This is a genomic window from Mariniflexile sp., assembly GCF_041583155.1.
In the GTDB taxonomy this organism is placed as follows: domain Bacteria; phylum Bacteroidota; class Bacteroidia; order Flavobacteriales; family Flavobacteriaceae; genus Mariniflexile.
Genome location: NZ_JBFHGK010000009.1, coordinates 1 through 15318, shown reverse-complemented (window position 1 = coordinate 15318; position 15318 = coordinate 1). Strand labels below are relative to the sequence as shown.

Here is a 15318-nt window from a genome sequence, read left to right as displayed (position 1 = left end):
CTTTATTACTTTTGTCCGTGTTAAAATTTAAACAAATGAAAAATATATTTTATGTTGCAGTGGTAGCGTTGGCATTTACTGCTTGCCAAAGTGAATCAAAAATTGGATTTGTAGATAATGGAACTGTTATAAACGACTACCAAGAAAAAAAGGATATTGAATCAAAATACCAAGCTAAGGAAGAAGCTTTCAGAAAAAGAGCTGATAGTGTTGGTAAAGCTTTTCAATTAGAAGTTCAGGAAACGCAATTAACTGCTCAAAAGTCGTCTCAAGCAAAAGCGCAAGAATTAATGGGCGGTTTACAGCAAAAGCAACAATTGCTTCAACAAAAAATGCAAATGGAGCAACAACAATTACAACAAGAGTTTCAAACAGAAATTGATTCTGTAATTAGTAAAGTAAAAAAACACGTTAAAGACTACGGAAAGAGTAATGGTTATACGTACATTTTAGGTACTAGCGACGCTGCTGCTACGGTAATGTATGGTGCTGAGGATAATGATTTAACCAAAACCATTTTAGAAGGTTTAAATAAAGAATATAAGAAATAATTATTCCAATAAAAACAACATAAAAAAAGCCCTGAAATATAACATTTTCAGGGCTTTTTATTTATTAATTATTCTGCTTTTTTATGAAGTAAGCGCGTTAATTTTATAGATAAATCGGTTAAAATTATCTTAGAATTTCCGTTACGTTCTATATGGTAAATAGCATCTTGTAATTCGTCGCTAATCTCCATTATATTGTTTCCGTGTATAAAAGGTGCAAAATTCTCAAGTTTAAATTTTTCAGTTTTAGGCTCAAAAAACACCAAATCGGTGGCATTGTAGTTAAGTAATAAGGCTTGTCTGAAAAAATCTAAACAAAAATTAAGAAACTGTTTTTGGGTTTCCCTACCAGTTTTCGATATATCTTCACTCCAAGTAATTAAATCATGAATAGCTGCTTTATTACCTTTGGCTTTAAAAGCACTTCTAATCCAGAATATAAACCAGGTTTCAAACTGAGAATCTTCAGAGTCGTGATACACCAAATCACAGGCTTTATTATAATTGCCATTCGCTTGATGGGCTATTTTAGCGGCAACAGAAGCTTCTAGGTTAAATTGATTAATCAACCCGTTTTTTATAACTTCTTCTGCCAAGGGCGGAAAATGTAATACTTGGCATCGGGAACGTATGGTATTAATTATTTGTCCTTCGTCTTCAGCAATTAAAATAAATATGGTTTTATTGGGAGGTTCTTCAATAAGTTTTAAAAGTTTATTGGCACAAGAGGAATTCATTTTTTCCGCCATCCAAATAAGCATAACTTTATAACTGCCTTCATACGATTTGAGGGCTAAGGCCTTAACAATATCCTGCGCTTCATCAACCCCAATCTGTCCTTGTTTGTTATCAACTCCAAGTATTTTGTACCAATCAAATAAATTACCATACGGCTGTTCCTTTAAAAGTTGACGCCATTCTTCCAAATAATGACTGGAAACAGGGTGGCTTTTAGCCTTATCGCTGGTTGTAACCGGAAATGCAAAATGCAAATCAGGATGCGAGAAATTATTAAATTTTAGGTTACAAGAATCGTTACCCGTTCCGTTTTCACCATTAATATTATTACACAAAACATACTGTGCATAGGCAATAGCCATAGGTAATGTACCAGAACCTTCTGGTCCTACAAACAATTGAGCGTGCGGAATTCTACCATTATCAACGCTTTGCGTTAAGTGGTTTTTAAGGTGTTCCTGTCCTAGAATATCTTTAAATTGCATCAAACAAACCTACACAAATTTTATAACATGTTAAAACACATTTTTTACTGTTTGTGCGTTACCCCAAGGGTCGGGTTTTTCGTTACAAGTCCGCGCTCGTCCCTCGCTGTGGGCTTTCCACTGCAACCCCTAACGCATACATTAATTATGCTATCAACTAAAAAAGAAGTAAGGCTAATTAAAAATAAATTCAAGCTATATCGTTTTCGTTTAAAAACAGGTTTTATAGCATATTTTAATTAGTTACATTTGTAATTCAATTACTTAAAATACAACACATATATAAGTGAAATCGTTGTTAGATAAAACAGATAACAAATTATTGTTGTTTTAATGGCGATTCCATAAAACCTTAAAAAACAAATAAATATCTTTTATGAAAACGCTTAACGATTTTAATTTCGAAAACAAAAAAGCATTAATCCGTGTAGATTTTAATGTGCCTTTAAACGAAAGCTTTGAAGTTACTGATGATACAAGAATAGTATCTGCAAAACCAACTATTATAAAAATTTTAGAAGATGGCGGAAGCTGTATTTTAATGTCGCATTTAGGACGTCCAAAAGGGGTTCAAGATCAATTTTCTTTACGTCACATAGCCAAAAAAGTTGAAGATATTTTAGGTGTTGAAGTTAAATTTATAGATGCTTGCGTTGGCGAAAAAGCCGAAGCCGCTGCAGCTGCTTTGCAACCTGGCCAAATTTTATTGTTAGAAAATTTACGTTTTCATAAAGAAGAGGAAGCAGGTGATAAAACATTTGCAGAACAACTTTCTAAATTAGGTGATATTTATGTGAATGATGCTTTTGGAACGGCTCACAGAGCACATGCTTCAACTACAATTGTAGCTGAGTTTTTCCCAAACAACAAATGTTTTGGATTTTTATTAGCTCAAGAAATTGAAAGTATTAATAAAGTACTTAAAGATGGTGAAAAACCAGTTTTAGCAGTACTTGGAGGTGCTAAAGTATCCTCAAAAATCACAATTATAGAAAATATTTTAGATGCTGTAGATCACTTAATTATTGGTGGTGGTATGGCTTTCACATTTATTAAAGCACAAGGAGGTAAAATAGGTAACTCCATTTGTGAAGACGATAAACAAGAATTAGCTTTAGATATCCTTAAACAAGCAAAAGCTAAAAATGTACAAGTTCATATTCCTGTAGATGTTATTGCTGCCGATGCATTTAGTAACGATGCTAACACTCAAGTTGTTGATATTGATGCTATTCCTGATGGTTGGGAAGGTGTAGATGCTGGACCAAAATCTAGAAAACAATTTCATGATGTTGTTATGCAATGTAAAACGATTCTGTGGAACGGACCACTTGGTGTTTTTGAAATGGAAAGTTTCGCTGGAGGTACTATTGAATTAGGAAATTCTATAGCTGAGGCGACTAAAAACGGAGCGTTTTCACTAGTTGGTGGAGGTGATTCTGTTGCAGCTGTGAAACAATTTGGTTTTGAAGATAAAGTGAGTTACGTAAGTACAGGTGGAGGGGCCATGTTAGAAAGTTTAGAAGGCATTGTTTTACCTGGAATAGCTGCTATTTTAGAGTAGTTTTTAGTACGCTATAATACATATTACCACCAATAGCATTAGGTTTTGAACTTATGCTTTGGTGGTTTTTTATTTTTTAAATAATGGAATAAATCCGACAAAATAAAAATTATCCGCAATTTTTGAAAGTTTTTTTTTACTTAAAGTAAATAAAGTTTTTATTTTAGACCAAAAAATACGAATTTAGCAAGGATATCGTTCAATATAACCAAATGAATAGATTTATGTTATTTCGATTTTTTACAATTTTATTACTTTTCAATGTTACTGTTTGCTTGTCGCAAATGAAAGACAGCACCTCTGTTGTTACTAAAAAATTAAGTTTAAAACCACTAGGCTCTTTAAAGGATAGCCTTTTAATTAAAAAAGTAGAAACTGATTTATTTGCAGCTGATTTGGAAGAAAAATGGCTAGAAGAATTATATAGCAATTCGCTATATGATACAATTTATAGTTCTATTGCTGATATTTCCTTTGAAGAAGTGGATTACCCGGAACTATCAACCGAATTGCTAAAAAGCAGATTAGCAGATTTAAGTGCTAAAACACCATTTAATGTAGAATACAACCCTGGTTTAGAAAGTGTTATAAAATCATATTTAAAAAATAGAAGAAACTCTTTCCAGAAACTTATTGACTTAAGTGCGTTTTACTTCCCACTATTTGAGCGCGAATTAGATATTTATGATTTACCTCTTGAAATTAAGTATTTAGCCATAGTAGAATCCGCGTTAAAACCGAGAGCAAAATCTAGAGTAGGAGCTACAGGTTTATGGCAATTTATGTACACAACGGGCAAAATGTATGGCTTAGATGTTACAAGTTATGTTGATGAGCGTAGCGACCCTATAAAGTCTACAGAAGCAGCTGCAAAATATTTATCTAAACTATACGAAATTTTTGGTGATTGGGACTTAGCGCTGGCAGCCTATAACTCAGGACCAGGTAATGTAACAAAAGCAATACGTCGTTCAGGTGGTTATCAAAATTATTGGAATATCAGACATAATTTGCCACGTGAAACCGCGGGGTATTTACCAGCATTTTTAGCAACCATGTATATTTTTGAATATGCTGAAGAACATGGTTTTAAAAAACCAAGACCAGAGGTTGCCTTTTTTGAAACCGATACCATTCGTGTAAAACAAATGATAACACTAGATCAAATTTCGGAACAAACAGGTGTTGCAATGGAAGAGTTACAATTTTTAAACCCATCGTATAAACTTGATATTATTCCTTACGTAAAAGGGGAAAACTATACACTTCGCTTACCAAGAAGAATTGTGGGCGACTTTGTAAGTAACGAAGATTCTATTTATGCATATGCAAAGGCAGAGTTTAATAAACGAGAAAAACCAATGCCTCAGCTCTTTGATGCAGATTCTAAAATAACTTATAAAGTGAAATCTGGCGATTTTTTAGGACTTGTAGCCAGAAAGTATGCTGTTCGAGTTAGTGATATAAAAAAATGGAATGGTTTACGAAGTAACAATTTAAAGATTGGACAGCGCTTAATTATTTATCCAAAAAATACACAAAGAACCATAGCTTCAACAGCTAGTAACTCATCAAAACCAATTACATCAACAAACGCAAAAACGTATACGGTTAGGAGTGGAGACTCATTATGGAGCATATCGCAAAAATTTTCAGGAGTTTCTGTTCAAAATATTAGAGATTGGAACGGTATTAGTGGTAGTAAGTTAAAACCGGGAACAAAACTTAAAATATCAAAAACTTAAAGTTCCTTAAACCTAAATTAAATTATGCGAAATATACTTTTCTCAGCAATTCTACTTACCGTTTTAGTATCATGTAAAGACAAGAAATCTTCTGATGACAAAATCATGATGGATTCCTCGGGTAACATTAACAATGTTTCAGTAGTATTAGATAACGAGTTGTGGGACGGAAGTATTGGCGATGCTATTAGAAGCGTTTTAGCGGCTCCTATTTACGGATTACCTCAAGATGAACCTTTGTTCTCTATTAGTCAAATCCCGCCCGGAGTATTTTCAGGATTTGTTACTAAAAACAGAACCATTTTAAAGGTTGAAATTAATAAAGAACCGGGAATGAAAATTTCCGATAATGTGTATGCCCAACCACAAAAGGTTATTGTTATTTCAGGGAAAAGTCGTCAGGAAATAATTGATATAATAAACAATAACGCATCAAAAATTGTGGACACCTTCAGAAAAGAGGAGCTTGCTGAAAGAATGCGTCAAATGAATAAATCTCCTCATAATTACAAAACCATTCAGGAAAAGTTGGGATTAACTATTCAGTTTCCTTCGGCCTATAGAATTGCAAAATCTAACGATAATTTCTTCTGGATTAGAAAAGAAATTACCACCGGAACTACCAATTTATTACTTTTTACAGTGCCTTACGATTATATAAAACGCAATGATAGTCTAGTAAATCAGATAATTAAAATTAGAGACTCGGTGGCTAAAGAATATTTAAGAGGAAGACAAGACGGAGAAATAAAAGCAAATGGTGAAAAAATTGAATCTTTCATGACTACTGAAAACATGTACACGCCTTTCGTACATGAAACAATAATAAATAATAAACCAACCATTGAAACTAAAGGGCTTTGGGATTTAAAGGCCGATTTTATGGGTGGGCCATTTATAAACTATGCCATTGAAGACAAAATAAATAAAAGATGGGTTGTGGTTGAAGGATTTGCCTTTGCGCCTTCAGTTGAAAAAAGAGATTATATGCTAGAACTTGAGGCAATAATTAGAACAGTAAAAATAGATTAGTACTTGTTTGGTACATAAAAAGAAGACCAACTTAATAGGTTGGTCTTCTTTTTTTATATCTAAAATGAAATGAATTATTTTTTATTATCTTCTTTTTCGTCTTCCTTACTGGCATCTTTAAATTCTTTAATGCCGCTACCAAGTCCTCTCATTAATTCAGGGATTTTTTTCCCTCCGAACAATAATAAAACAATCACCACAATCAGTACTATTTGCATTGGGCCAATTACTCCTAAAAATAAATCTATCGCAATCATAACTATTAATTTTATGTCACAAAGTTAATAATTAAAGTTTAATAAAATCGTTTTGAGTATAACTTTAGCATAATACACCTGTCTTGCAATTATTTTAATTAATTTTGTTTAATTATGGATATAAAGAAACCTGAAAAAAGAAAGATAAAACGAAAGCTGCTGGATAAGTATCGGTTAATTATACTTAACGAGCATACCTTTGAAGAGCGGTTGTCTATTAAGTTAAACCGTTTAAATGTATTTGTTTTAGGCTCTTTGTCTGCCATATTTTTAATCGCAGGTACTACCATGCTAATTGCATTTACTTCTTTACGAGAATATATACCTGGTTATTCTTCTGCAGCTTTAAAGAAAAAAGCAACTGAACTTAACTATAAAACAGATTCTTTAATGCAGGTTATTGAAATGAACGACCGTTTTTATGCTTCTATAAAAAAGGTTTTACAAGGTGAAGTTAGCACTGTAAACGTTACTAGAGATTCAATTATAGAAGCTGTAAGGTTAGAAGCTAGTGAAGTGAATTTAAGAGCCTCTAGAGAAGATTCCATTTTAAGGCAAAAAGTAGATAATGAAGATAAATATAATTTATTCGAAACAGCAACACCTGCATCAAATTTCGTATTATTTCCACCGGTTAACGGTACTGTAAGTGAGGGTTACAATATAAAAAAGAAACATTATGCAGTTGATATTGTAGTTGCTAAAGGAACACCTGTAAAAGCCACTGCCGATGGAATTGTTATTTTTGCGGAGTGGACTGCAAATACGGGCTATGTTATAATTTTAGAACACAGCTATGGTTTAATTTCTGTTTACAAACATAATTCTGCATTAACAAAATCTCAAGGCGATTTGGTTAAAGCGGGTGAAGTAATTGCTTCTGCTGGCAATAATGGTGAATTATCAACAGGACCCCATTTACATTTCGAATTATGGAACGATGGGTACCCAATAAACCCTACTAACTTTATAGATTTTAAATAAATGATTTCAGTAAAATCGGCTTTAGCAAAACCTTTTGCTAAACGGGTACATTATAAAATTCAAAAATGGGCAAAAAAGCCTTTTGAAACGCAAGAAAAAGTTTTTCAAAATTTAATTTCTCAAGCGGTAAGCACACAATTTGGTAAAGACCACGATTTTATAAGTATAAATTCGCATGCCGATTTTGTGAAGCGTGTTCCAATTAGAGATTATGAAGAACTAAAACCGTATATTGAACGAGTAGTTGCTGGTGAAGAAGACATACTTTGGAAAGGCAAGCCTATATATTTTGCTAAAACTTCTGGCACAACATCGGGCGCTAAATACATTCCAATAACGAAAGAAAGTATGCCCTTCCATGTGGAAGCAGCTAGAAATGCCATTTTATTATATATCAATGAAACAGGTAATAGTAGTTTTGTTGATGGAAAGATGATTTTTCTTCAAGGAAGTCCCATTCTTAAAGAACAAAATGGTGTGCAATTAGGACGACTTTCAGGAATCGTGGCGCATTATGTTCCTAAATATCTTCAAAAAAACCGATTACCTTCATGGGAAACGAACTGTATTGAAGATTGGGAAACTAAAGTGGATGCTATTGTAGAAGAAACATTGCCGGAAAACATGACTATAATTTCTGGTATCCCATCTTGGGTACAAATGTATTTCGAGAAACTTCAACAAAAAACAGGTAAAAAAGTAGGTGATATTTTTAAAAACTTCAATCTGTTTATTTTTGGAGGCGTTAATTATGAGCCTTATCGAGCCAAATTCGAAAATCTAATCGGTAGAAAAGTTGATAGTATAGAATTGTATCCTGCTAGCGAAGGTTTTTTTGCATTTCAAGATAAACAAAATGAAAAAGGCATGTTGCTTCAGTTAAACTCAGGTATTTTTTACGAGTTTATTAAAGCCGATGAATTTTTTAATGAACACCCGGAACGTATCACTTTAAAGGATGTGGAAGTTGGTGTTAATTATGTAATGATAATATCAACAAATGCAGGACTTTGGGCCTATAATATTGGCGACACTGTAGAATTTACATCCACAAAACCATACCGTATCATTGTTTCGGGCCGTATTAAGCATTTTATTTCTGCTTTTGGTGAGCATGTAATAGGGAAAGAGGTGGAACAAGCCATGCAAGAGGCTATTTTAGGTACTAACATTCAAATTACAGAGTTTACGGTGGCACCGCAAATTAACCCCGAAGAAGGTCTTCCATTTCACGAATGGTTTATTGAATTTGAAAATGAACCTGAAAATCTTTCAGATTTAGCTAAAAAACTAGACGAATCACTTCAACAACAAAACATTTATTATTTCGATTTAATTAAAGGTAAAGTACTACAACCGCTTAAAATAACAAAAGTGAAAAAAGGAGGATTTCAAGAATATATGAAATCTATTGGGAAATTGGGAGGCCAAAATAAACTGCCAAGGCTATCCAACGACCGAAAAATAGTGGAGGATTTTCCACACAAAAGTTAAACCAAATAATAGTATATTTGGCCAGATAAATTTTAATATGGGTAATAAAAAATATCACGAGAGAACAAGAGCTCAAGAAAGTTCTAATGCCATTGAAAGGATTTATATTACTATGCGCCACTTGTTTAACAGGGGGTTTTATAAGCCAATGGGCATTTCCGGAGACACGCTTAGGCAATCTTTACTGCTTTTACGTCCAGAAATTTATGGGTCAATAGGTGAAGAAAAGGCTGAATTAGAAGGACTGCTTTATGTAATAGATAGGCTTCCTGTTGGTATTGAAGAATGTACTTTTATCAATTTAACTAGTGATGAAGGGTATGCTAATTCGCATTTTAAGGTTATCATTCCTGAAAAAAGAAGGCGTAATTGTTACCGTATTGACGCGGAACAAATGAATATTGAGATTACACGTGGTCGTTCAGAAATCTATGATATTTTAACACATATTACCTTTATTTTTATTGAATCGCACAAAATAAGTAATCGGGTTATTATAGACGAATGTGGTTCTACCACCAGAGATTGGAAGAAACTTGAAAACGCAGTTTTATCAAAAAAGAAACTCACCCAAGAAGAACGCGAAATTGCTATAACGCATACCGCAAATATTTTAGGACGTACTTTTAATGAATTGCGAACCGTTTATAATGACTTTGCAACACCAGAACAACCGGAAAGATTACTTCACATTGTTTATTGGTTAGGAAAATTAGCTATTGAAGAACAAGTTAATAATAACAAACGTACTGTTACCTTTAGTCCTGTTTTAAGAGAACGGTTAGGGCATCATATTCATGGTGAAATTTGGGCTGATACCATTAAGGAAACTCTTTATAAACATAACCTACTAGATAGACCATTACATATCATTAGCGCTAATATGCACAGCGTTATGAATACTTTATATGGTCCTGCGGCTTTAAAAACAACAGGTTCGAAAGATATTTATGCGGTTTATGAGTCGTTAAGCAAAAAAGAAAATAATGAGTTGCGAAGTAAAATAACAAAGGAAGCCTTGCTTAATGGCATGATTTATATTGAAGATACTTCGGGAACAAAAATTGACGTCCAAATTTTTGATACCAGTAAACTTGATATTTCGAAACTGGACATTCAAGTGGACGAGAACCTTATAAAATCTAAAAAACCTGTTATAATGGTAATGGATTATGCGTTTGGAGAGCAAGCATATGAGACCATTGATGAATTATTAAAACCTTACAAAGTAAAAGGCAATAAAATTCATATGAATATAGATTCTATATCTATTATGGGGAAAGCAGGTATTTTGGAGGGAGGTAAAGGAGACATTATGATACCTACGGCACATATTTTTGAGGGAACTGCTGATAATTATCCATTTAAAAACGAACTATCAAAAAAAGACTTGGAAGGAAATGGAATCGATGTGTACGAAGGTACGATGATTACTGTTTTAGGAACTTCATTACAAAATAAAGACATATTAAAATTCTTTTATAATTCTACTTGGAGTGTTATTGGTTTAGAAATGGAAGGCGCGCATTATCAAAAGGCCATACAAGCAGCATCAAAAGTAAGAGGCAGTATTAGTGAGAATGTAAAAGTACGATATGCCTATTACGCAAGTGATAACCCATTGGAAACAGGTGCAACATTAGCTTCAGGTGGTTTGGGAACCACAGGAGTAAAACCAACTTATTTAATTACCAGAAAAATAATAGAACAAATATTTAACTAATCATAATATAAAAATGAGTAAAGAATTGCCACAGCCGCAACAATCTGATGAAGTCGATTTAGGTCAGTTATTTAAACTTATTGGAAATGCTTTTAATAGATTTTTCAATTTCATAGGCAGTATTTTAAACCATTTGTTTTTAGCTTTTGTTTGGTTTGTGTTTTTTATAAAAAAACATGTTTTAAAATTAGTAATAGCAGGTATTCTAGGAATATTTCTAGGTTTTATTTTGGATAAAACATCGGAGCCAGTTTATAAATCTTACGCTACAATTAAGCAAAATTATCAAACAGGAGAAAATTTATACAGCTCTATTGGTTACTACAAAGACTTGGTGAATCAAAGGGATATTGCAACTTTAAAAAAAGCGCTTAATATTAATGAATCTGAAGCTGCATCTATTTTGGATTTTGAGATAAAACCGGTGATAACAGAAAATGAAAAAATTCAAAAATTTGATGCTTATCTTAAAACATTAGATTCTACTGTTGCTTCAACCGTAACTTATGAAAGTTTTGTAAGAAATATGGAAGACTACACTTATCAATATCAGCAAATTGCTATTAAAGCAAAAGCTAGGAATAATTTTAAAAAAGTATTTGATAAAATAATTGAGAATATTGATACTAATGAATTCTTTAAAAGAGAACAGTCAAAAGATTTGGCTGAATTAAAGAATCTAGAATCATCCTTGATGGAAGCATTAAGACAATCAGACTCTTTACAGAGCACTTATAAACGTGTTTTAGAAAATGTATTGGATAAAGGTAAAGCTCCTCAAACAAGCATTACAATAGAGGGCTCAAATGAAGTTAATAAAACTAAAGAACTTGAACTTTATAAAAGCGATCTTGAAATAAGAGAACAGCTTGTAGAAAATAGAAGAAAGCAAGCAGATAAACTATACGTTATTGAAGTAATTTCGAGCAAACAAGAAAGTGGAATAATCGATAAAAATAAAGTGCTTTTTGGAAATTCTATGGGGGCTAAGAAGTATTATGTAATAATTCTTATTTTCTTAACTCTGATTGCTTTATTAGGATTGGAATTTTTTAAATTTCTAGAAAGGTATAAAAACTAATAAATGAAAATTTTAATAACAGGTGGCGCAGGATTTATAGGTTCTCATGTAGTTAGGTTATTTGTCGAGAAGTATCCAGATTATCAAATCTTCAATTTAGATTTACTAACCTATGCAGGTAATTTAGAAAATTTAACAGATATTGAATCAAAACCTAATTACAGTTTTATAAAAGGTGATATAACAAATGAGGTTTTTATAAACGAGTTGTTTGAAAAATACAAATTTGAGGGAGTTATTCACTTGGCAGCTGAATCTCATGTAGATAGATCTATAGAAGATCCCTTAGCATTTGTAAAAACAAATGTTATAGGAACCATGGTACTTTTAAATGCTTTTAAAAACACTTGGAAAGATAATTTTAATGATAAGTTGTTTTATCATGTAAGTACCGATGAGGTGTATGGTACATTAGGGCAAACAGGCTTATTTACCGAAACAACGGCTTACGATCCTAACTCACCATATTCAGCATCTAAAGCAAGCTCCGACCATTTTGTAAGGGCCTATGGTGAAACATACGGTATGCCTTATGTTATAACCAATTGTTCCAATAATTATGGACAAAATCAATTTCCGGAAAAGTTAATTCCTCTTTTTATTAATAATATTATCAATAACAAACCTTTACCAGTATATGGCGATGGCAATTACACCAGAGATTGGTTGTACGTAAAAGACCATGCTGTTGCTATTGATTTGGTTTTTCACAAAGGTAAAAATCATGAAACTTATAATATTGGAGGGTTTAACGAATGGAAAAATATCGATTTAGTTAAGTTATTATGCCAGCAAATGGATGAAAAGCTAAATAGAGACAAAGGCAGTTCAGAAAAGTTAATAACTTATGTAAAAGACCGTCCAGGACACGATTTAAGGTATGCTATAGATGCATCAAAGATAAATACAGAATTAGGTTGGAAACCATCAGTAACTTTTGAAGAAGGTCTAAATAAAACTATTGATTGGTATTTAGAAAACGAAGATTGGTTGAATAATGTTACAAGCGGAGATTATCAAAAGTACTATCAAAAACAATACAATTAAAACATGAAAGGCATCATATTAGCAGGAGGTTCTGGTACGCGATTACATCCTTTAACATTATCAGTAAGTAAGCAGCTAATGCCTATTTATGATAAACCCATGATTTATTACCCGCTTTCCACGTTAATGTATGCCGGAATTAAGGAAGTTTTAATAATATCTACCCCAAAGGATTTACCTCTATTTCAAGATTTATTGGGAGATGGTAAAAAATATGGATGTAGATTTGAATATGCTGTTCAAGATGCTCCAAACGGATTGGCAGAAGCTTTTATTATAGGCGCCGATTTTATAGGAAAAGATAAAGTAGCATTAATTTTAGGCGATAATATTTTTTATGGTACAGGATTAGCAAAATTGTTACAAGCCAACAATAATCCTGATGGCGGTGTTATATATGCTTACAGAGTTAATGACCCTGAACGATATGGTGTGGTGGAATTTGATAAGAATGGACAAGCTCTTTCCATAGAAGAAAAGCCAAAGGAGCCAAAATCAAACTATGCCGTTCCTGGTATTTATTTTTACGATAATTCAGTGGTTAATATTGCAAAAAACATAAAACCAAGTCATAGAGGCGAACTAGAAATTACCGATGTGAATAGAGAATATCTTAAAAAAGGAAAACTTAACGTTAGTATTTTAGATAGAGGGACAGCTTGGCTTGATACAGGCACGTTTCAATCATTAATGCAGGCATCTCAATTCGTTGAAGTTCTAGAAGAACGTCAAGGACTTAAAATAGGTTCCATTGAAGCCGCAGCTTATGAGATGGGCTATATTAAAGAAAGTCAATTTAAAGCTTTAGCAGAGCCTTTATTGAAAAGTGGTTATGGTAAAAGTTTATTAGGTTTATTGAATAAAAAATAATGAAAATAACTGAAACAGAATTAAAAGGGTGCTTTATTTTAGAGCCTAAAGTATTTTATGACGAAAGAGGCTATTTTCAAGAAAGTTACAATCAACAAACGTTTAATAAAGTAGTTGGTAAAGAAATAGTGTTTGTTCAGGATAACGAATCGCTATCAACAAAGGGAGTATTACGGGGCCTTCATTACCAAAAAGGAACCTCTGCTCAGGCAAAATTAGTACGAGTTATTCGAGGAAAAGTGTTAGATATAGCTGTAGATATAAGAAAGGATTCTAAAACATTTGGAAAATACGTGGCTATAGAACTATCAGAGGAAAATAAAAAACAATTATTTGTTCCACGTGGTTTTGCACATGGTTTTATTGTTTTAAGCGATTCTGCATTATTTTCATACAAGTGTGACAATTTTTATAATAAAGAATCTGAAGGAGGCATTATTTATAACGATGAATCTTTAAATATAGATTGGAAGTTAAATGAAGATGAGTTTATAATATCTGAAAAAGATTTACTACTTCCTAAGTTTGAAAATACAGAATTATGATAACAGTTTTAGTTACAGGTAGTAATGGACAATTGGGAAACTGTATCAAGGATCTTGATGATGGAAATCTGAATATAATATATTCAGATTATCAAGAATTGAATATATGTAATCTTACTCAAGTCCAAGAATTTTTTCAATCTGAAGGTCCAATACATTATTGTATCAACTGTGCTGCTTATACAGCAGTTGATAATGCTGAAAAAGACCAAGAGAAGGCTTTTAATATTAATGTTTTAGGAGCAAAGAATTTGGCTTTGGCGTGTGTAGAGAATGATACAACATTAATTCATATTTCAACAGATTTTGTCTTCGATGGGAAAAAGCAAAATCCATATACAGAAGAGGATGAAGTTAATCCAATTAGTGTTTATGGAGAAACAAAACTGAAAGGAGAAATTGAAATACAGCAGTTATTAAAAAAATACTTTATTATAAGAACTTCTTGGTTGTACTCTGAACATGGTACTAATTTTTTAAAAACCATGTTAAGGCTTTCAAAGGAAAAAGAAGAGCTTAGGATAATTAACGATCAATTAGGAACTCCAACTTACGCAGGTGATTTGGCTTTGGTTTTATTCCTAATCGTAAGAACAGAATCCCAAAAGCATGGAGTATATCACTATAGTAATGAAGGTGTTACGAGTTGGTTTGATTTCGCTAAAGCAATTTTTGAGGTCGAAAACCTACAAATTAAACTGAATCCTATTCCAACCACTAGTTATCCAACACCAGCAAAGAGACCTGCATATAGTGTTATGGATAAATCGAAAATAAAGAGGGAATTAGGAATAGAAATTTCTTCTTGGACGGAAAGTCTAAAATTGGCTTTATCAAATATAAAAAAATTACAAACTAGGGATGTTTAAAGTTCAATTACGAAATAATAAGACATTTGATTGTGATGCGGAAACAACCATTCTGTCAGCAGCCAAACAAGCTGGTTTAGTTTTAGAGCATAGTTGTTTATCTGCTCGTTGTAGAAGTTGTATTGTTAAAGTTATTGAAGGTGAAGTTGATAATGTACAGGACGAAATAGTGCTTACTAACGAAGAAAAAGCGTTGGGATACACTTTATCTTGTAATTCAAGACCAATATCAAACATTAAAATAGATGTTGAAGATTTAGGAGATATTGTTTTAGCTGAAACTTCGATATTTGTTTCTAAAATTGATGTGATTGAAAACATTTCAGATGATGT

Annotated in this window: 15 protein-coding genes; 13 read left to right on the top strand and 2 right to left on the bottom strand. The window is 32.5% G+C overall.

All coding sequences use genetic code 11. The features are described from left to right. Window positions 1-35 precede the first annotated feature (35 nt). Complete coding sequence (locus ABYI63_RS04925; RefSeq protein WP_372754055.1) at window positions 36-551, top strand: OmpH family outer membrane protein; 516 nt, start codon at window positions 36-38, stop codon at window positions 549-551. 68 nt (window positions 552-619) lie between these two features. Here the strand turns inward: ABYI63_RS04925 and ABYI63_RS04920 are convergent, their stop codons facing one another. Then, the gene (locus ABYI63_RS04920; protein ID WP_372754183.1) at window positions 620-1774 is read right to left on the bottom strand and encodes an ATP-binding protein; all 1155 of its coding nucleotides are present in this window, start codon (window positions 1772-1774) and stop codon (window positions 620-622) included. A gap of 376 nt (window positions 1775-2150) precedes the next feature. Here ABYI63_RS04920 and pgk point away from each other — a divergent pair, with 376 nt between their 5' ends. The 3 genes from pgk to ABYI63_RS04905 all read left to right on the top strand — a co-directional run bounded on the left by pgk (window position 2151) and on the right by ABYI63_RS04905 (window position 6115). Further along, window positions 2151-3338, top strand: a complete 1188-nt coding sequence (gene pgk, locus ABYI63_RS04915) for a phosphoglycerate kinase (protein WP_372754053.1) — start codon at window positions 2151-2153, stop codon at window positions 3336-3338. 224 nt (window positions 3339-3562) lie between these two features. Next, a complete protein-coding gene (locus ABYI63_RS04910; RefSeq protein ID WP_372754051.1) occupies window positions 3563-5083 on the top strand; it encodes a LysM peptidoglycan-binding domain-containing protein in 1521 nt (506 codons plus the stop codon). Between the two features lie 24 nt (window positions 5084-5107). Next, window positions 5108-6115 carry a DUF4837 family protein gene (locus tag ABYI63_RS04905; RefSeq protein WP_372754048.1) on the top strand — a complete coding sequence of 336 codons (1008 nt, stop codon included), beginning with the start codon at window positions 5108-5110 and terminating at the stop codon, window positions 6113-6115. A 74-nt stretch (window positions 6116-6189) separates the two neighbouring features. Here ABYI63_RS04905 and tatA read toward each other — a convergent pair whose 3' ends face one another. Beyond that, window positions 6190-6372 carry a twin-arginine translocase TatA/TatE family subunit gene (gene tatA, locus ABYI63_RS04900; protein ID WP_372754046.1) on the bottom strand — a complete coding sequence of 61 codons (183 nt, stop codon included), beginning with the start codon at window positions 6370-6372 and terminating at the stop codon, window positions 6190-6192. A gap of 114 nt (window positions 6373-6486) precedes the next feature. On the opposite strand from tatA, the gene ABYI63_RS04895 reads away from it, so the two are divergent. The 9 genes from ABYI63_RS04895 to ABYI63_RS04855 all read left to right on the top strand — a co-directional run. Then, on the top strand, window positions 6487-7356 hold the full coding sequence (locus tag ABYI63_RS04895; protein ID WP_372754044.1) for a M23 family metallopeptidase: 870 nt from the start codon (window positions 6487-6489) through the stop codon (window positions 7354-7356). Then, window positions 7357-8850, top strand: a complete 1494-nt coding sequence (locus tag ABYI63_RS04890; protein WP_372754042.1) for a GH3 auxin-responsive promoter family protein — start codon at window positions 7357-7359, stop codon at window positions 8848-8850. 37 nt (window positions 8851-8887) lie between these two features. Then, window positions 8888-10573, top strand: coding sequence for a hypothetical protein (locus ABYI63_RS04885; RefSeq protein WP_372754040.1), 1686 nt, complete (start codon window positions 8888-8890; stop codon window positions 10571-10573). A 13-nt stretch (window positions 10574-10586) separates the two neighbouring features. Continuing rightward, window positions 10587-11654: a hypothetical protein gene (locus ABYI63_RS04880; RefSeq protein WP_372754038.1), complete on the top strand. Its 1068-nt coding sequence runs from the start codon at window positions 10587-10589 to the stop codon at window positions 11652-11654. Window positions 11655-11657: 3 nt separating this feature from the next. Beyond that, window positions 11658-12701: a dTDP-glucose 4,6-dehydratase gene (rfbB, locus tag ABYI63_RS04875; RefSeq protein ID WP_372754036.1), complete on the top strand. Its 1044-nt coding sequence runs from the start codon at window positions 11658-11660 to the stop codon at window positions 12699-12701. A gap of 3 nt (window positions 12702-12704) precedes the next feature. Beyond that, window positions 12705-13571: a glucose-1-phosphate thymidylyltransferase RfbA gene (gene rfbA, locus ABYI63_RS04870; RefSeq protein ID WP_372754034.1), complete on the top strand. Its 867-nt coding sequence runs from the start codon at window positions 12705-12707 to the stop codon at window positions 13569-13571. After that, window positions 13571-14116 carry a dTDP-4-dehydrorhamnose 3,5-epimerase gene (gene rfbC / locus ABYI63_RS04865; RefSeq protein WP_372754032.1) on the top strand — a complete coding sequence of 182 codons (546 nt, stop codon included), beginning with the start codon at window positions 13571-13573 and terminating at the stop codon, window positions 14114-14116. The genes rfbA and rfbC overlap by 1 nt, the downstream gene beginning before the upstream one ends. Beyond that, window positions 14113-14985, top strand: coding sequence for a dTDP-4-dehydrorhamnose reductase (rfbD, locus tag ABYI63_RS04860; RefSeq protein ID WP_372754030.1), 873 nt, complete (start codon window positions 14113-14115; stop codon window positions 14983-14985). The genes rfbC and rfbD overlap by 4 nt, the downstream gene beginning before the upstream one ends. Next, window positions 14978-15318: 2Fe-2S iron-sulfur cluster-binding protein (locus ABYI63_RS04855; protein WP_372754028.1), on the top strand; the 341-nt coding region annotated here is incomplete at its 3' end. The genes rfbD and ABYI63_RS04855, both read left to right, overlap by 8 nt.